Below are 18,102 nucleotides of genomic sequence, written 5' to 3' on the forward strand. Positions count from 1 at the left end.
AGGCAGATCATGATTAATTCGTGGCCATATTGGCCACGAATTGCTGGATCAGTTGCTCCAACACCAGCGCCGACTGGGTATCGCTGATGGTGTCACCGTCGGCCAGGGTATCGGGATCACCGCCCACCGATAGGCCGATATACTGCTCACCCAGCAGTCCAGAGGTGAGAATCGAGGCCGTGGTATCACGGGACAGCTGCCCTTCCAGGCGGCTGTCGAGGGCCAGGGTCACACGGGCGTCATACCACTCGGTATCCAGCTCGATATTCTCCACCCGACCCACGGTAACACCCGCCATGGTGACCCGTGCTCGCGACTTGAGGCCGCCGATATTGGCGAAATTAGCCTGCAGCGTATAAGTGTCCTTACCACCGCCGACGGACAGGCCGCTGACGCTCACTCCCAGGAAGATAACCCCGAGAATCCCGGCCAGCATGAACAGCCCGACCCCAAACTCCATCATCTTGCTGCGCTTCATCCCAGTTCTCCAAACATCAGCGCGGTCAGCACGAAATCCAGTCCCAATACCGCCAGCGAGGAATACACCACCGTTCTTGTGGTAGCGCGTGAAATGCCTTCCGAGGTCGGCACCAGGTCATAGCCCTGGAACACCGCGATCCAGGTCACGACCAGAGCGAACACCAGGCTCTTGAGCATGCCATTGCCGATGTCATCGACGAAGTCGACGCTGGACTGCATGTTGCCCCAGTAAGAGCCTTCATAGACACCGAGCCACTCGACGCCCACCAGATGGCCGCCCCAGATACCAATGACGCTGAAGCCGACGGTCAGCAGCGGCAGCGACACGAAGCCCGCCCAGAGGCGCGGCGCCACCACCCGTTTGAGCGGGTCGACGCCAATCATCTCCATGCTGCTCAGCTGCTCGGTCGCCTTCATCAGGCCGATCTCGGCGGTCAGTGCCGAACCGGCACGCCCGGCAAACAGCAGAGCCGCCACCACCGGCGCCAACTCGCGCAACAGCGACAGTGAAACCATCTGCCCCAGGGCATCCTCGGCCCCGAAATCCACCAGAATGGTAAAGCCCTGCAGGGCCAGCACCATACCGATGAACAGCCCCGACACCAGAATGATGGCCAGCGACAGTACGCCGATAAAGTGCATCTGGCGCAGCCACAGCTTAAAGCCTTCAAGGGAGGGACGCCCCACCAGCGACTGTCCGAGGAACATGCCAGCACGGCCCAGCGCCTCGACCAAATCACAGCCATGGCGCCCCAGGCGGGTTATTCGCGTCATCATCGCATCTCTCCCGCATTCCCCGCATTGAGCATGTCGAGGTAGAAATCGTCGGCTGGATAATGGAACGGCACCGGCCCATCGGGCTCGCCGTGCATGAACTGGCTGACGCGAGGATCCTGATCGACGTTGAGGCTCTCCGGCGTGCCGTGAGCCATCACCTTGCCGTCGGCGATCACATAGACGTAGTCGGCGATCGACAGCGTCTCCTTGATATCATGCGAGACCACCACAGCGGTGAGTCCCAGCGCATCATTGACGCGACGAATCAGTTGCACCAGTACTCCCATGGAAATGGGGTCCTGGCCGACGAAGGGCTCATCATAGAGGATAAGCTCCGGATCCAGCGCCAGCGCCCGCGCCAGTGCTACCCGTCGGGCCATGCCGCCGGACAGTTCAGCGGGCATCAGCTCGCGGGCGCCGCGAAGCCCCACCGCTTCGAGCTTCATCAGCACCACGTCGCGAATCATCGCGTCGGGCAGGTCCGTATGCACGCGCAGCGGAAAGGCCACATTCTCGAAAACGCTCAGGTCCGAGAACAGCGCGCCGCTTTGGAACAACATGCCCATCCGACGGCGCAGCGCGAACAGTTTCTTGCGGGACAGGGCGTGGACATCATGACCGTCGATCGTCACTCGCCCGGCATCCGGCGCCAGTTGGCCACCGATCAGCTTGAGCAGAGTCGTCTTGCCGGAGCCGCTCGGCCCCATGATCGCGGTAATCTTGCCGCGGGGGATGGTGAGATCCACGCCCCGAAAGATATCCCTATCGCCACGTGAGAAGCGCAGCCCTTCGACCACCACCAAGGGCGAATCATTCATGGCGTCCTAACCTCCACCCGAAAATTATCGAACATTGTATATTAACCGCCACGATCACCGCTAGCGCCAAGGGCGCGACCGGCGATGTCACCTTGATTCGCGACGCCCCAACGCGTTTAATTGGCCGCTCTTCCCTGACCGACACGGACCCCTTTTGATGATGCTGCTACCCCTGTCTGCCGTCGCGCTTGGCTTCGTAGGCCTTTTATGGAGTGCCGACCGCTTCGTGGGAGCCGCGGCCGCCACCGCCTACCGCGCCGGCATGAGTACGCTGCTGATCGGCATGACCATCGTCGCGCTGGGCACCTCGGCCCCCGAAATCATCGTCGCCATCATGGCTTCGCTGGACGGCACGCCCGATCTCGCCACCGGCAACGCCCTGGGGTCCAACATCGCCAATATCGGTCTGGTGCTCGGCATTACCGCCTTGATCGTGCCCATTCCGGTGCGCTTCTCGATCGTACGCCGCGAACTCCCCCTGCTGCTCGGCGCCACCGGTCTTGCCGGCTATGCGCTGGCGGATGGCGACCTTGGCCTCTATGACGCCCTGCTGCTCGCCGCCCTGCTGGTATTCAGCCTGTGGTGGCTGTTCCGGGCCGATGGCGGTACTGGCAGTGAAGAAACCCAGGACGGTGAGATTCCCGACATGGCCCTGCCCAAGGCACTGATCTGGCTGGCGGGCACCCTGGTGCTCCTGGTAGCAAGCTCGCGACTGTTGGTGTGGGGCGCCAGCGAGATTGCCAGCGCCTTCGGCGTCAGCGAACTGGTGATCGGCCTGACGGTGGTAGCCATCGGCACCAGCCTGCCGGAACTTGCCGCCTGCGTGGCCAGCGCCCTCAAGCGCCACCACGATATCGCCATCGGCAACGTCATCGGCTCCAACCTCTTCAACATGCTGGCCGTGCTGCCCATGCCCGGCCTGCTGGCGCCGGGCCCGGTCGATGCCCACGCCATCAGCCGCGATTACCCCACCATGCTGCTGCTGACCCTGCTGCTCGGCAGCTGGCTGCTCTGGCAGCGTCGCGGCAGCCTGGGCCGCATCCCCGGCGCCCTGCTGACCTTGATCTATGTCGGCTACCTGGGTCTGCTGATCCAGTCCAGCATGACCGGCGCTTGAGTGAAACCTGACAACGGGCAACAATTTCGTCATGACTGACACCAACGACTCGCCCTACCGGGCCAGCGCCCGCCGCACCCTCAACATCGAGCGCGACGCCATCGAGGCGCTCAACGCCCGCATCGACGCCAACTTCGATCGCGCCTGCGACCTGCTGCTCGGCTGCCAGGGCCGCGTGGTGGTAACCGGCATGGGCAAGTCCGGCCATATCGGCGGCAAAATCGCAGCGACGCTTGCCAGCACCGGCACCCCGGCCTTCTTCGTCCACCCAGGCGAAGCCAGCCACGGCGACCTGGGCATGATTACCCCTGGCGATGTGGTCGTGGCCCTTTCCAATTCCGGCGAAACCGCTGAGGTGACGGCCCTTCTACCGCTGCTCAAGCGCATGGGCGTTCCGCTGATCAGCATGACCGGCCGCCCGGACTCGACCCTGGCCCGCCACGCCGAGGCCCACCTCGACTCAGGCGTGGAGCGCGAAGCCTGCCCGCTGGACCTGGCGCCGACCGCATCGACCACCGCTGCCCTGGTCCTGGGCGACGCCCTGGCGGTAGCGCTTCTCGAGGCCCGCGGCTTCACCGCCGAAGACTTTGCGCTCTCGCATCCCGGCGGCAGCCTGGGCAGAAGACTGCTGCTCACCGTGGGCGATCTCATGCACCAGGGCGAACGCCTGCCTCAGGTACCGCTGGGAAGCCCACTGCGTGATGCGCTGATCGAGATCACCCGTCAGGGGCTCGGCTTCACCTGTGTGATCGACAGCGATGGCCTGCTCGCCGGCGTCTATACCGATGGCGATCTGCGTCGCACCCTCGACCAGCACAGCGACCTGCACGCCCTGAGCGTCGATGAGGTCATGACCTCGCCCGGCAAGCGCACCCGCGCCGACGTGCTTGCAGCCGAAGCCGTGCGTATCATGGAGGGCAGCCGCATCAGCGCCCTCGCCGTCGTCGATGCGCAAGGGCGCCCGATTGGCGCCCTGCACATGCACGACCTGCTGAGAAGCGGCGTCATCTAAGGAGATGTCATGACACCCGATTCCACGCTTGCGCCAGAACTTACCGGTCGCGCCCGTCAGATCCGCCTGCTGGCACTGGACGTGGACGGTATCCTCACCGACGGTCGCCTCTACTTTCAGGCCGACGGCATCGAGATCAAAGCTTTCCACACCCAGGATGGGCACGGCATCAAGCTGCTGCGCCAGGCCGGCATCGAGGTCGCCCTGATCACCGGACGCGAATCGCCGATGGTCACTCAGCGCGCCGCCGCCCTAGGAATAGAACACGTCTTCCAGCACCGCGACGACAAGCTCATCGCCCTGCGCGAACTGACCCAGAGCCTGGGTCTCGAGCTGTCTCAGGCCGCCTACTGCGGCGATGATCTTCAGGATCTGGCCGCTATCCAGGCCGCAGGCCTCGGCATCAGCGTGCCCAACGCGCCCTCCTACGTGCGCCAGACGGCCGACTGGGTCACCGCACGCAGCGGCGGCCACGGCGCCGTACGCGATATCTGCGACACCCTGCTCGACATCCAGGGCCACTGGACCGCGGTGATCGAGTCCTACGCCGCCGGCGCGTCAGGACACGCAACCGTGGCCCCCGGTCGCAGCTGATGGCAATGCGCCTGCCTCGCCCCTCGCCCCGCGTCTGGCTAGCCCTGCTGCTGGTCGCGCTGGGCGGCGTCCTGACATTCATCGAGCAGAGCGATGTGCCCACGCCGGGACCGGTGCCGACGGACAGCGCCGGCGAGCCCGATTTCTATCTCGAGGGCGTGACCCTGACCCGCTTCGATGAAGAAGGCCGGCCTCATCAGCGCCTGGTAACACCGCGACTGGTGCACACCCCGAACAACGACTTGACCCGCGCCGAGACACCCAAGGCTCGCCTGCTCGATAGCGATGGCGACCTGTGGCTGGCGAGCGGCCTGGAAGGTACGCTGGGCGCAGACGGCAACCCGCTGGTGCTGCGCGGCGATGCACACCTCGAGTCCCCCGGAGAAGGCTGGCAGCTGGACACCGACGTTCTGCACGTCGATACCGTCACCAACCACGCCTGGAGCGACGGCGAAGCCCACATCACCCAGCCACCCCAGCGCATGCGGGGTGACAAGCTGGATGTATGGTTCGATGATGACCTGATGCGCCTGACCGGCAACGTTCACGGTTTCCACCCTCCTAAGGAGCAAGCCCCATGATGAGACGCGACCTTACACGCCGGGCTCTTGGCCTGCTGCTACCCGCCCTGCTGAGCCTGGGCGCATTACCGGCACTGGCCCTCGAGGGCGACGCCAGCGCACCCATCGAGATCGTCGCCGACCGCCTGGAACTCGATGACCAGGCGGGGACCGCCGTCTACACCGGCGATGTCGACATGCGCCAGGGCAGCATGAAGCTGACCGGTCAGAAGGTCACCATCAGCCGCACCGATCAGGGCGAAGTGTCCCGCATCGACGCCACCGGCAACCGGGCCTACATCGAACAGAAGCCGAGCCCCGATGCGCCGCTGGCGAAGGGCTGGGGTCGCACCATCATCTATCACACCCTCGAGCGCCGGGTAGAGCTGATCAATCAGGCAGAGCTTCATCGCGGCCAGGACACGTTCACCGGCGCCAAGGTCGACTACTATCTCGATCGTCGCGTGGTCGAAGCCACCAGCAATGGCAATAGCGATGGTGATCAAGACCAGCGCGTGCGCATGACCCTGACACCTCAGCAATAAGGCCCATCATGAAGACCCTGAGCGTTCGCCACCTGGCCAAAAGCTACAAACGCCGCCGTGTGGTCAAGGACATCAGCCTGTCCATCGACCAGGGCCAGATCGTCGGCCTGCTGGGGCCCAACGGCGCAGGCAAGACCACCTCGTTCTACATGATCGTCGGGCTGGTGCGTGCCGATGCCGGCACGGTGCACATCGATGACCTGGACCTGTCCGCAGCCGCCATGCACGAGCGGGCGCAGGCCGGTATCGGTTACCTGCCCCAGGAAGCCTCGATCTTTCGCAAGCTGTCGGTCAAGGACAACATCCTGGCCATTCTCGAGACCCGCCGCGACCTCGACCGTGCCGGTCGCCAGACCCGACTCGAGGAACTGCTGGCCGAGTTTCACATCGACCACATCCGCGACAACACCGGCATGAGCCTGTCCGGTGGCGAGCGCCGCCGAGTCGAGATCGCTCGTGCGCTGGCCACCGAGCCGGCCTTCATCCTGCTCGATGAGCCCTTCGCTGGCGTCGACCCGATCTCGGTATCCGACATCAAGTCGATCATCCGTGCCCTGCGCGCACGCGGCATCGGCGTACTGATCACCGACCACAACGTGCGTGAGACCCTGGATATCTGCGACAGCGCCTACATCGTCGGCGACGGTGAAATCATTGCCGCAGGCGATACCGAGGCCATCCTCGCCAACCAGAAGGTCAGGGACGTCTACCTGGGCGAGGATTTCCGGCTCTAGGCCTCACTGCAGCGCTCTAGATGCCAATCTGGCGCAGGAACCCCACCTCCCCCGACGACACAAAGCCCCTGCCTGACATTCGAAATGCGAATCTTTGCCTGTCAATGGCATGTTTATTGCTAATGATTTGCTCTCAGTGGCTTGCATGGCATCCGGCCAGGGGCTAAGTTATCCATTCCATTTTGCTGACACGCGCCACGCCATGGTCATGAAACCCTCGTTGCAACTCCGCGTCGGCACCCAGCTGACCATGACACCTCAGCTCCAGCAGGCGATCGCGCTGCTGCAACTCTCGACCCTGGATTTGCGCCAGGAGATTCAGCAGGCGCTGGAATCCAACCCCATGCTGGAACTCGATGAGGCCTATGGCGAGCAGGACGTTGCCGAGCCACGTGAGGATGACTGGTCTACCGAGATTCCAAGCGAGTTGTCTACCGACAGCGACTGGTCTGATACCTATCAGGACATGGCGGCCTCAGGAGCCGGCTCAGAGGGCCCCGACCTCGATCGCAATGCCATCGGTGTCAGCCTGCGCGACCATCTCGCCTGGCAACTGGCCATGGCCGACGTCAATGATACCGAACGCCAGATTGCCGAGAGCCTGATCGATGCCGTGGCCCCCAGCGGCTACCTGGAAGGCAGCCTCGACGAATTGACTCAGGGCCTGCGTGCCCAGGGGCTCGACAGCCTCAAGACCAGTGACGTCGAACGGGTCCTGCTGCGCCTGCAGCAGTTCGAGCCCACCGGTATCTTTGCCCGCGACCTGCGCGAGTGCCTGCTACTCCAACTTGGCGCCCTGCCGGCAGACATTCCCCTGCTTCCCCAGGCCAAGCGCCTGATTCGCCAGTTTCTCGAGGCCCTGGCCAGCGATGATCGCAAGCTGCTCAAGCGGCGGTTGCGACTGGACGACGAGCAGCTAGGCCAGGTGATCGCCCTGATCCGCTCACTCGATCCGCGACCCGGCCAGGCGTTCGACAACGACGGCAGCGATTATGTGATTCCCGACCTGATCGCCCGGCACAGCCATGAGGGGTGGCATATCGAGCTCAACCCCGAGGCACTGCCGCGGATGCGCATCCAGCCGGATTATGCCGCACTGATTCGTCGTGCCGACAAGAGCGACGACAACACCTTCATGAAGCAGCATCTGCAGGAGGCTCGCTGGCTGATCAAGAGCTTGTCGAGCCGCAACGACACCCTGCTGCGCGTGGGGCGCGAAATCATGGTTCGCCAACTCGATTTCCTCGATAAGGGCGAAGAGGCCATGAAGCCCCTGATCCTGGCCGACATCGCCGCACAGGTCGAAATGCATGAATCGACGATCTCGCGGGTCACCACGCAGAAATTCATCCATACCCCGCGGGGCGTTTTTGAGCTGAAGTATTTCTTCTCGAGCCAGGTCGGCGGCGAAGGCGGTGACGCGCATTCCAGTACGGCCATTCGCGCGCGGCTAAAGAAGCTGATCGGCAGCGAGCCGCCGCGCAAGCCGCTCTCAGACAGCAAGCTGGTCGATCTGCTGGCCGATAGTGGTATACAGGTAGCCAGGCGTACCGTGGCCAAGTATCGAGAAGCGCTGGGCATCCCACCTTCCAGTGAGCGCAAGCGGCTTTCATGATGCCGTGAAGAACCGCACCTTAACGGCATAACCTGTTGACCTGGCGGTGGAAAAACACCGAAAGTAATCGCGTAGGAAAAGCGCCTTGAGAAGGGGTATGCAGCGCGCCAAAAAGGGTTACAATCGATTGGCCAACCGCAGGATAAGGAGCGTGCCATGCAAGTCAACATCACCGGACATCACGTCGAACTCACCGACGCACTGCGTGACTATGTGAACGAGAAGCTCGCCCGCCTGGAGCGTCATTACGACAACATCACCACGGTTCAGGCCACCCTTTCCATCGAGAAAGAGCGCCAGCAGGCCGCCTGCACCCTGCATGCAGCCGGTGCTGAATTGCATGCCGAAGCCGAAGACACAGATATGTACGCCGCGATTGACGCCCTCGCCGACAAGCTCGACCGTCAGCTTGTCAAGCACAAGGAAAAAACACAGGCGCGCGCCCAAGGCGCCAGCGTTCGCTGACATCATGACGTTGGAATCCATCCTGCCCCCCGAGCGCGCCCTGTTCGGCGTGCCCGGGGGAAGCAAGAAGCGTGTGCTGGAATTCTTCAGCACCTTCATCGCCCAGAATACGCCCAGCCTGGACAGCCAGGAGGTCTTCAGTCGCCTGGTTGGTCGCGAGCGGCTGGGCAGCACGGGCATCGGACATGGCGTTGCCATTCCGCATGCCCGAAACCCGCACTGCAAGTCACCTCTGGCCGGTTTCCTCAAGCTCAGCGAGCCTGTTGACTTCGATGCCATCGACGGCGAGCCCGTTGATCTGGTCTTCGTGCTGCTGGTCCCTGAACAGGCCGATGACGCTCACCTCGCCCTGCTCGGCCAAGTCGCGGCGGTCATGAACGACCCCGAGACGCGCCAGCAGCTGCGTAAGAGCGAGACCCAGCGCCAGCTTTACGAGACCTTGCTGGACGCCATCCGCCGCCACGCAAGCGAAGACCGTTCTGGCTAACAGCCAGACCTGCGCCTTGCGCGACGCACTCACACGCTCACTGATCACCACCGCCCACTGACCCGGCCAGCAGGAGATATGCATGCAGCTCGTGATCATCAGCGGCCGCTCCGGTTCAGGCAAGTCGATTGCCCTGCAGGCCCTGGAAGACCTGGGCTACTACGCGATCGACAACCTACCCGCCATGCTGCTGAGTTCCCTGGTCGACGAGCTGCAGCGCGACGCGACGCGACGCTCTTCCAGCGCCGTCAGCATCGATGCCCGCAACCTTCCGGATGCCCTTGAGCGCTTCCCGAGCCTACTCGCCGATCTTCAGGCCCGCGGCATCCAGTGTCAGGTGGTCTATCTGACCGCCGAATCGAAGATCCTGCTCGAGCGCTATTCGGCCACCCGACGGCGCCACCCGCTGACGCGCGACAGCCAGATGACGCTGGCCGAGGCCATCGACAGCGAAGAGGGCGCTCTCGCCGAGATCCTGGATCTCGCCGACCTGATCATCGACACCTCCCGGCTGTCGGTTCACGAGCTGCGGGGCCGTATCTGCGAGCAGGTTGCCCAGCATCACGACCAGCAGATGACTCTGACGTTCGAATCTTTCGGCTTCAAGGGCGGCGTACCACTGGATGCCGATACCGTGTTCGATGCTCGCTGTCTTCCCAACCCCTACTGGGACCCGCGACTGCGTCAGTCTACCGGCCGCGACCCGGAGATCATCGAGTTTCTCGAGGGGTACGAAGACGTGGACCGGCTAGCCAGCGACATCATCGACTGGCTGACCCGCTGGCTGCCAGCCTACCAGGCCAGTCACCGCAGCTACATGACGGTGGCCATTGGCTGCACCGGAGGCCAACATCGCTCGGTCTATCTCGCCGAGCGGCTGGCCCGCCACTTCGCAACACACCACCCCGGAGTGCGGCTGCGCCACCGTGAACTGGGTATCCACACCGCCATCTCTCAGCCCGACTCTTCAGGACAGCAAGGACGCTGACGGCCATGCCAAGACGTGAGCTCACCCTCGTCAACAAGCGCGGCCTGCATGCGCGTGCAGCGACCAAGCTGGTGCAGTGCTGCCAGGCCTATAAGGCCTGCGTCACCGTGCATCATCAGGGCCGAGACGCCGATGCCGCCAACGTCATGGCGCTGTTGATGCTCGCCGCTCCCTGTGGCAGCGCGTTGGAGATCCATGCCGAGGGCGATGACGCCGAGGCCGTGCTGGCGGCCGTCGAAGCGCTGTTCGAGGCGCGCTTCGACGAGGATGCCTGAGCCGCAGCGGCCAATCTCAGCGCGTGCGCCACCGTTTTTGTTCTGACCGGCAAGACCGCAAAAAGCCACCCCGAAGGGTGGCTTTTGTTTTGGCTAGCTGGGCATTGGAATAGGGCTGACCTCGCCATAGGCCGTACCCTGTTGGCTAACCGCCGGCGATCGTCATCTCGTCGATCAGCCAACTGCCGCTATGCACGCTACCGCGAGTATCGATATCGTCGCCGACCCCGATCAGTCCCGCGAACATCTTCGGCAGGCTGCCGGCAATGGTGAATTCCTCAACCGGATACTGGATGCGGCCATTCTCGACCCAGAAGCCCGCGGCACCGCGCGAGTAGTCTCCGGTCACGCCGTTGACCCCCTGCCCCATCAGCTCGGTGACCAGCACACCGCGATCCATTTTCGCAAGCAGCGCTTCACGGCTCTCGAGCGGCGCTTCTAGACGCAGATTTCGCGCCCCGCCGGCATTACCGGTAGTGGTCATGTTCAACCGCTTGGCGCTGTAAGCCGAGAGCATATAGCTGGCGATGCGCCCCTGGTCGATGAACACATTGTCACGGGTGTAGACGCCGTCATTGTCGAAGGGGCTGCTGGCCATGGCGCCCATTTCCCGGGGCCGCTCAAAGAGGCTGAACCAGTCCGGAAAGAGGCTGTCGCCGAGCCGATCACAAAGGAAAGAGGACTCGCGGTACAGGGCACCACCGGCCAGCGCTCCCATCAGATGGCCGATCAGGCCGCCGGCCAGGCTGGGGTCGAACATCACCGGGAAGCGACCGGTCACCGGGCGCTGGGCCCCCAGGCGCCGCAGGGTGCGCTCAGCGGCCGAGGCACCGATTGCCTCGGCGCTGGCGAGCTTGCGGGGGTCACGTTCGCTGGAGTAGTCATAGTCGCGCTGCATGCCGTTGTCGTCCTCGGCGATCAGCATGCAGGACAGCGAGTGGCGGCTGCCGCGCTGGCTGCCGAGAAAACCGTGGCTATTGGCATAGACACGCACGCCTTCGCCGCTGGAGAGATCCGCACCCTCGGACTTGCTGATCCCTTCCACCGCCCGGCCGGCCGCTTCGCAGGCCAAGGCGCGCTCGATGGCTTCATCGGTGGTCAACGGCCAGGGATGGTGGACATCGAGGTCCGGCAGCTCGCGGGCCATCAGTTCGGCCGGCGCCAGGCCGGCAAAGCCGTCCTCACCGGTGTGGCGCGCGATGGCCATGGCCTGATCCACGGCGGCGCGGATGGAGGCTTCGCCGGCATCCGACGACGATGCCGTGCCCTTGCGTTTGCCCACATAGACGGTCACCGCGATGCCCTGATCACGGGACAGCTCGACGGTTTCCACCTCACCAAGGCGCACGCTGACGCCGATTCCCTGATCGACGCTGGCCCCCACCTCGCAGGCATCGGCCCCCAGGGAGCGCGCCTGGTCGAGCGCGGCCTGGGCCCGGGACTCCAGCAATGCCTGCTGGGCGGCGGCATCGAAAGCCTGAGTCATCTTGGTCTCCTTGTCGCGAGGCTGGCTGGTATACTGCGCCAACCTCCCAATGCTGATGGTAATGGCATGTCAATTGAAACGCCCGCCGACCACGACGGTCGGCAAAGCAAGACCCAGCGCAAACAGGAAATGCAGGCCCTGCAGGCGCTGGGCGAGAAGATCATCGCCCTCTCCGACGCATGGCGTGCGCGGCTACCTCTCTCCGATGAGCTGCTGGCGGCTATCGAGGAAACCGCGCGCATCCGCTCCCATGAGGGGCGTCGCCGACATATGCAGTACATCGGCAAGCTGATGCGTCGCGAGGACGTGGCCGGCATCCAGGCGGTCTTCGACGAGTTCGAGCAGGAACAGCTGCGGCGTGATCACGCTTTCCACCGCCTGGAAGGTCTGCGTGACCGGCTGATCGACGATGATGAGGCCCTCGAGCCCTTCATCGTTGACCACCCCGACGTCGACCGACAGGCGCTGCGCCAGCTGATCCGCAACGCACGCCGCGAGCGTGACCAGGAGAAGCCGCCAGCCAGCGCGCGCAAGCTGTTCAAGCTGATTCGCGATACGGCCGGCCTGTAATCACAGGCAGCGCCCTCAACGCACCCCCATCGGCCCGGCAGCGGCGTTGACTTCACCCTCACAATGCCTATGCCGAGCCGCTGGGACGCGAGCTCAGCCGCCTGGTTCACGAATCGGTGCCGCCGACGGTCAGCTCATCGAGCTTCAGGGTTGGCTGACCGACCCCCACCGGCACACCCTGCCCTTCCTTGCCGCAGACGCCGATACCGGTATCGAGCTCAAGGTCATGGCCGATCATCGAGACACGGCCCATGGCTTCGGGGCCGTTGCCGATCAGGGTCGCGCCCTTGACCGGCGCGGTGATCTTGCCGTCCTCGATCAGGTAGGCTTCGCTCGCCGAGAACACGAACTTGCCCGAGGTGATATCCACCTGACCACCGCCGAAGCTGACCGCATAAATGCCCCGCTTGACGCTTTTGAGGATATCCGCGGGATCGTCCTTTCCGGCCAGCATGTAGGTGTTGGTCATGCGCGGCATGGGCATGTGGGCATAGGATTCACGGCGCGCATTGCCGGTGGGCGACATGCCCATCAGGCGTGCATTCAGCTTGTCTTGCATGTAGCCGGTCAGCACACCGTCTTCGATCAGCGGCGTGTACTGACCCGGCGTACCTTCGTCGTCGATGCTCATCGAGCCGCGGCGATCGCTCAGGGTCGCATCGTCGACTACGGTCACGCCGGGGGCGGCGACCCGCTCGCCCATTCGGCCGGCGAACGCCGAGCTGCCCTTGCGGTTGAAGTCGCCTTCGAGGCCGTGTCCCACCGCCTCATGCAGCAGAATGCCGGGCCAGCCCGCGCCCAGCACTACCGGCATCTGGCCGGCCGGGGCGTCGATGGCCTCGAGATTGACCAGCGCCTGTCGCACGGCTTCGGTAGCGAAGCGCTTGGGTGCGCCCTCGTCGCGCAGTCTCGCCATCGGGTAGCGGCCGCCACCACCGGCGCTGCCGCGTTCGCGGCGACCGTCACGCACGGCGATCACGCTGACATTGAGACGCACCAGAGGGCGAATATCCGCGCCCAGGGTGCCGTCACTGGCGCGCACCAGCACCACCTCGTGCACGCCGGTCAGGGAGGCGCTGACCTGGCTGACCGCCGAGTCCGCCGCGCGGGCGACCCGGTCGGCTTCCTTGAGCATCGCGATCTTCTCTTCCGCCGAGAGGCCGGACAGCGGATCGATCCCTGCATAGCGCTGCGAAGCGGCGGTCAATTGCGGGGCGACCTGGGTCAGCCGCGAGCCGCTACGCGCGATGCCGGACGCGGTGCGCCCGGTTTCGCGAAGCGCATCGGCGCTGACCTGGTTGGAATAGGCAAAGCCGGTCTTTTCGCCGGACATGGCGCGCACGCCGACGCCGCCATCGATGTTGTAACTGGCATCCTTGACCTCGCCATCTTCCAGCACCCAGCTCTCGTGCCAGCTGCGTTGAAAGTAGAGATCGGCAAAGTCGACGCCGGGCCCCAGGGCATGACCGAGGCCGGTATCGAGCGCCGCCAGGTCGAGGCCACCTGGGGCCAGCAGGGTGCTGACGGCAGTGTCCAGCATGTCCTGGGAAGAGAGTTCGGAGGACTTGAGCATCATTCGGCACTTTCCAGAGAAATCCGCGGATCGGTCCAAGGACCTTGCACGCGGTAGTGGATTCGGGTCACGCGGTCGATGGCACGACCGAACAGGCGCTGAGCGAGGAAGACGGCCCCGCCGATGACCGGACCACCGGCCACCAGCGCCGCCACCGGCAACGCCTGTGTCACTGGTACTGTGATCGCAAGGCGCTGATCGAGTTCACGTCGCGCCAGGTCAACCTGACCCTCGAGACTGAACTGCGTCGCCGGCGCTTCGATCTGCACGGGACCATGGGTCTCGAGAATCCCACCATACAGCGTCGCACTGCCGTTGACACGATCGAAGGCCGTGCCCTGCCCGGTGACATCGGAGAAATCCAGCCGCAGGCGGCGCAGCAGGTTATCGAAATTGAGCAACCCTATCAGCTTGGCGGAGCCCGACTGCAAGTTGAGGAAGCGGCCATCGAGCAGTTTGACATCGAGACTCCCGCGGGAACGCACCAGCGCAAACTGCCAGGGCGCCCCAGGCCAGGCTAGCTGCGACTCGACGTGAGTCTCGGCATTGCGAATCGGCACGTCCTGGCCAAGTGTGGCCAGCGCCGTGCCCAGGTCACCGCCATCCAGGCGCAGGCGAGAACGCGTCAGGCTCGAGTCGGATCCGGCGGCTTCCCAGATCAGCTCGCCCCGCGCACTCACCTGACCAAGCGTCAGGCCAAGCGGGGCAAGCACAAGCTGAGACGGCGAAGCCTTCCAACTCAGATTCAGGGGCCCCAGGGTGCTGCCAAGCCGCGTCATCTCGGCCACCCGCAACCGGCCGTCAGGCACGGCATCGAGCCAGTCCGGCAGTGGTGTCGGCGCTGGTGCAACGGCGACTTCGTCGAACACCTGGGTGGGGGCCTCTGGGGCCGGCCACAGGCCGTCGAGCGACAGCCGCGAAAGGTCTACATTGATGGGTCTGGCCGCGGATGGACGATAGTCGGCCTCGCCCTTGGCGATGCTGCCATCCAGCGCCATGCGCCAGTTGCCGCCGCCCAGCGCATCGGCGCTCGCCTGCAGGGTTCCCAGGCAGTGGTTGTTCAGCGACAGACAAGGCGTGGACAGGTCAATGGCATCCAGTGAGCCTGCGGCCGTGCCCTGACCGCCGCTCAGGTGCTGCAACGACAGCCCGGTCAGCGCGTCGATCCATGGCGATACCGGCAGTCGGTTGGTCTGCCACTGCACCGACCAGCCAGGGTCTCGCTGCCAGCCAGGCTCGAGCGGCCAGTTCTCAAGCCAAAGCTGTCCCTGAGCCCCCATTGGAGCGTTGCGCCAGCGCATCCGTGCGCGATCGCGCAGGACCATCTCGCCCCGCTCGCGAGCCCGGTCAATGCTAAGCGTCAGCGGCACCGTCTCGCTGGCCGTCTTGCCAAAGGGATCCGGCAGGTTCAACGCGAGCCCCTCGAGGCGACTATCCAGCGTCACGGTCGGCTTCTCGCCATTGACCGGCATGCGTAGCGTGTAGGGGAAATAGCCACTCATCAATGGCGCCAGGTACGGCGTGCCTGCCCATTCCAGCAGGCCGCGGGCCAGGGCCCGACCATTCAGCGTCATCGTCTGGGCATCGCCGTCGAAGCGGGCCAGCAACGGGCCCTCGAAGGCCCGGGCACCAAGCTCGCCGTATAACCCTCCCCGACCATCGCGATAACGATACTCAACATCGCCATTCACGTTGAAGACGTTAAGCCCCACGGGCTCTAGGCCCAGGCGAGGCTCATCAACGCTGGCGTTAACATCCAGCGACAGCGCATCGGGAGCACCGAGATCCATTGCCAAATCGACCTTGCCGGTGACATTGCCCTGGCCGTTCCAGTCTTCCCGGCCGATATCCAGGCCGGGAATCGCCGCGAGAAAGTCCAGCAGCGCCGTGGTGCTGCCCTCGGCCTGACCGGAAACCTCGAGATGCTCACCGTTCAGGCTGACTGCCGCATCCTGAGCCTGTAGGCCGACCAGGCTGGCTTTTTCGACGTCGGCCGACAGCCGCTGATTCTCAAGGCGCAGTTGACCTTTGACACCATTGAGTGCCGGCCAGCCGGGTGCGAATGGCAGGGTGCCATCACGAATATCCAGCGCAAGCGACAGGTCCACGTCTTCGGTGCGAACATCATCGACCAGAGGCAGGTTCAGCGACAGGCTGCCGTCATCGACGAAGCCAGCGACGCCACGCCCCAGCCACTCGGTGAGTTCCGGGGGAAGTGCCTTGACCGGCAACCAGTCAAGTAGATCGCCACTGGAGGCATCGACATCGGCAAAGGCAAGGTCCAGGGCCAGATGACCGGGTTCGGTGCGCCCCACTTCCAGATCGAAGCTGCCTGTCACCGGCGCACCGTGCCATCCGACCGCCAGATCACGGCCGGTGACGCTGACGCCATCGCCCTGGTAGGCCCAACTGACCTTCCCGGAGGCCGACGATAGCGCCATCGGCGCCGCAAAGACATCAGGGAAATTTAGCGAAGCCGGCTCGTCTCCGGTGTCGGCGAAGCGGATATGGCCGGACAGATCCTCTGCCTCGACCCAGGCATCCAGGGGGCCTCCGCCCGGTGCGCCCTGCCAGGTATCGACCGCGACATCATAAAGCTCGCCGAAAGCGCGCCAATGGCCGTCGCGCTGTCCCACCTTGAGGCCGCCCACCTGCCCTCTCGGCGCCAGGCGAGCCAGGACCCGCTGCAGGCCCTCGGGCAAGGGAGCGCGTTCACGCCATGCCGCCAGGGCGGCGAGATCAAACGCGCTGGTGTTAAGCCACCAGCCATCGCCGTCTCCGCTAGCCTGCCAGTGCCTGGGTAAGGGCCGACCGGCGGCGTCAGCCTTGCCTATGGCGACCGTCTCATCGGCGGGCGGCAGGGTGGCGTCTGGCTTTTGACCAGCGCCCTCAACGGCCACATCCTCCAAACCTGGTTCAGAGCCTTGCTCAGAAGCTTGCCCGGAGCCATCTCCAGAACCAAGTGATTCTCCATCAGACGTGACGACGGCGCCAGCAGGCGCGCTGGCGTTCGATACCGTCACATCGGTTTCCGCATCGCCCTGGGTGTTCAACCAGGCCTGCCAGCCGTCGTCTCCCCGCAGCCACTGGCCGGTGACACGAATATCCTGAAGATCCAGCGGCCGCTGCTCGTGACTCAGGCGCAACCTGGGCACATCCACATCCAGGCGCACATCCTCCAAGGCGCCGTGCCGCCAGCGCCCCCACAGCTTGGCCTCACCGCGCGCCTCATCGACCTTCAGTGGCTCATTGCGGCTGAGCACCCCGGCCAGTTCCACCAGGTGATCGAGTTCCATACGCGCCTGCAGGGCGGCATTGAAATCAGCCAGTCCTCCCTGGCCAGGCAATACCTCGAGCACCGCCGTCAGGGTCGCATCGGGATTGTCGGCCACGTGCAGCTGGCCCTCGATATGGGCACGACCGGCATCGCCGGCCATCAGCAGACGGGGCGCATCGAACGCCAGGCGACGATCAAGCCCGTGCAGCACGACGCGCACGTTCTCGACTGCCAAGCGCTGGCGCAGCAGAACCCCGACCCAATAGTCGAGTCTCTCGAGCGTAAAACGGCCATCAGGGATGATTTCCGGCGGCAGCTCAGCGGGCTGCGGCCATTGCCAGCTGCGATCCGGGTTCTGGTAGAGATGCACGGTGACGCCGCGAATGTTGGCATCATCGACCCGGGGCATGCCGAGCAGGCTGGCGACGCCGTCGAGGCGCAGGCGCGCACTGTCGATTTCCAGCAGCGGCCGCGCCGGCTCGGTGCGTGAGACCAGGGTAAGGTTATCGAGGCTCAGCGACGGATCGAGGCCGTGAAAGCCACCGCTAAGCTGCCCCATGTCGAGCTCGGCGTTGAATCGATCCGAGAGCAGGCTCTCGACTTCTGGGCGAAAGCGATCCAGCTCGCCGGCCGCCAGACGCAGTGACAGCAGCAAAACGGCGAGCAAGGCCAACAGGATGGCAACGGTGGTCAATGCCCAGCGCGACAGGAGGCGAAACGGGCTCATGG

The 18,102-nt window shown here is 64.5% G+C and carries 18 protein-coding genes; 12 read left to right on the plus strand and 6 right to left on the minus strand.

The window, feature by feature from the left end; all coding sequences use genetic code 11:
• Positions 1–13 precede the first annotated feature (13 nt).
• From mlaD to BCL93_RS01675, 3 genes are read right to left on the minus strand one after another with little or no spacing between them, the layout of a single operon-like run.
• Positions 14–478 carry an outer membrane lipid asymmetry maintenance protein MlaD gene (gene mlaD / locus BCL93_RS01665; RefSeq protein ID WP_112053368.1) on the minus strand — a complete coding sequence of 155 codons (465 nt, stop codon included), beginning with the start codon at positions 476–478 and terminating at the stop codon, positions 14–16.
• A complete protein-coding gene (mlaE, locus tag BCL93_RS01670; protein WP_112053369.1) occupies positions 475–1,257 on the minus strand; it encodes a lipid asymmetry maintenance ABC transporter permease subunit MlaE in 783 nt (260 codons plus the stop codon). Before mlaE ends, mlaD begins: the two co-directional genes overlap by 4 nt.
• A complete protein-coding gene (locus tag BCL93_RS01675; RefSeq protein WP_112053370.1) occupies positions 1,254–2,075 on the minus strand; it encodes an ABC transporter ATP-binding protein in 822 nt (273 codons plus the stop codon). Before BCL93_RS01675 ends, mlaE begins: the two co-directional genes overlap by 4 nt.
• A gap of 157 nt (positions 2,076–2,232) precedes the next feature.
• Here BCL93_RS01675 and BCL93_RS01680 point away from each other — a divergent pair, with 157 nt between their 5' ends.
• From BCL93_RS01680 to BCL93_RS01730, 11 genes are all read left to right on the plus strand, one after another.
• Entirely contained in the window at positions 2,233–3,192 is a 960-nt protein-coding gene (locus BCL93_RS01680; RefSeq protein ID WP_309251206.1) for a calcium/sodium antiporter, read from the plus strand.
• Between the two features lie 31 nt (positions 3,193–3,223).
• Positions 3,224–4,204: a KpsF/GutQ family sugar-phosphate isomerase gene (locus tag BCL93_RS01685; RefSeq protein ID WP_112053371.1), complete on the plus strand. Its 981-nt coding sequence runs from the start codon at positions 3,224–3,226 to the stop codon at positions 4,202–4,204.
• Between the two features lie 9 nt (positions 4,205–4,213).
• Positions 4,214–4,798 carry a KdsC family phosphatase gene (locus tag BCL93_RS01690; protein WP_112053372.1) on the plus strand — a complete coding sequence of 195 codons (585 nt, stop codon included), beginning with the start codon at positions 4,214–4,216 and terminating at the stop codon, positions 4,796–4,798.
• Positions 4,798–5,379, plus strand: coding sequence for an LPS export ABC transporter periplasmic protein LptC (lptC, locus tag BCL93_RS01695; RefSeq protein WP_112053373.1), 582 nt, complete (start codon positions 4,798–4,800; stop codon positions 5,377–5,379). Before BCL93_RS01690 ends, lptC begins: the two co-directional genes overlap by 1 nt.
• Positions 5,376–5,903: a lipopolysaccharide transport periplasmic protein LptA gene (gene lptA, locus BCL93_RS01700; RefSeq protein ID WP_112053374.1), complete on the plus strand. Its 528-nt coding sequence runs from the start codon at positions 5,376–5,378 to the stop codon at positions 5,901–5,903. The genes lptC and lptA overlap by 4 nt, the downstream gene beginning before the upstream one ends.
• 8 nt (positions 5,904–5,911) lie before the next feature.
• Positions 5,912–6,637, plus strand: coding sequence for an LPS export ABC transporter ATP-binding protein (lptB, locus tag BCL93_RS01705; RefSeq protein WP_112053375.1), 726 nt, complete (start codon positions 5,912–5,914; stop codon positions 6,635–6,637).
• Between the two features lie 202 nt (positions 6,638–6,839).
• Positions 6,840–8,252, plus strand: a complete 1,413-nt coding sequence (locus BCL93_RS01710; protein ID WP_112053376.1) for an RNA polymerase factor sigma-54 — start codon at positions 6,840–6,842, stop codon at positions 8,250–8,252.
• A gap of 156 nt (positions 8,253–8,408) precedes the next feature.
• Positions 8,409–8,717 (plus strand): ribosome hibernation-promoting factor, HPF/YfiA family, encoded by a 309-nt coding sequence (hpf, locus tag BCL93_RS01715; RefSeq protein WP_112053377.1) that lies wholly within the window; start codon positions 8,409–8,411, stop codon positions 8,715–8,717.
• A 4-nt stretch (positions 8,718–8,721) separates the two neighbouring features.
• Positions 8,722–9,204, plus strand: a complete 483-nt coding sequence (locus tag BCL93_RS01720) for a PTS sugar transporter subunit IIA (protein WP_112053378.1) — start codon at positions 8,722–8,724, stop codon at positions 9,202–9,204.
• Positions 9,205–9,286: 82 nt separating this feature from the next.
• Entirely contained in the window at positions 9,287–10,192 is a 906-nt protein-coding gene (gene rapZ / locus BCL93_RS01725; protein ID WP_112053379.1) for an RNase adapter RapZ, read from the plus strand.
• A gap of 5 nt (positions 10,193–10,197) precedes the next feature.
• On the plus strand, positions 10,198–10,467 hold the full coding sequence (locus BCL93_RS01730; RefSeq protein ID WP_112053380.1) for an HPr family phosphocarrier protein: 270 nt from the start codon (positions 10,198–10,200) through the stop codon (positions 10,465–10,467).
• Between the two features lie 145 nt (positions 10,468–10,612).
• On the opposite strand, the gene pmbA is transcribed toward BCL93_RS01730, so the two are convergent.
• The gene (pmbA, locus tag BCL93_RS01735; protein WP_112053381.1) at positions 10,613–11,953 is read right to left on the minus strand and encodes a metalloprotease PmbA; all 1,341 of its coding nucleotides are present in this window, start codon (positions 11,951–11,953) and stop codon (positions 10,613–10,615) included.
• 66 nt (positions 11,954–12,019) lie between these two features.
• Between pmbA and yjgA the strand changes: the two genes are divergently transcribed.
• The gene (yjgA, locus tag BCL93_RS01740; RefSeq protein ID WP_112053382.1) at positions 12,020–12,523 is read left to right on the plus strand and encodes a ribosome biogenesis factor YjgA; all 504 of its coding nucleotides are present in this window, start codon (positions 12,020–12,022) and stop codon (positions 12,521–12,523) included.
• A 106-nt stretch (positions 12,524–12,629) separates the two neighbouring features.
• Here the strand turns inward: yjgA and tldD are convergent, their stop codons facing one another.
• Together tldD and BCL93_RS01750 are read right to left on the minus strand one after the other, a co-directional pair.
• Positions 12,630–14,099: a metalloprotease TldD gene (gene tldD, locus BCL93_RS01745; protein WP_258395889.1), complete on the minus strand. Its 1,470-nt coding sequence runs from the start codon at positions 14,097–14,099 to the stop codon at positions 12,630–12,632.
• Positions 14,096–18,100, minus strand: a complete 4,005-nt coding sequence (locus tag BCL93_RS01750) for a YhdP family protein (protein WP_112053383.1) — start codon at positions 18,098–18,100, stop codon at positions 14,096–14,098. The genes tldD and BCL93_RS01750 overlap by 4 nt, the downstream gene beginning before the upstream one ends.
• Positions 18,101–18,102: the final 2 nt, after the last annotated feature.

This window comes from Onishia taeanensis (assembly GCF_003268885.1).
Taxonomy (GTDB): domain Bacteria; phylum Pseudomonadota; class Gammaproteobacteria; order Pseudomonadales; family Halomonadaceae; genus Onishia; species Onishia taeanensis_A.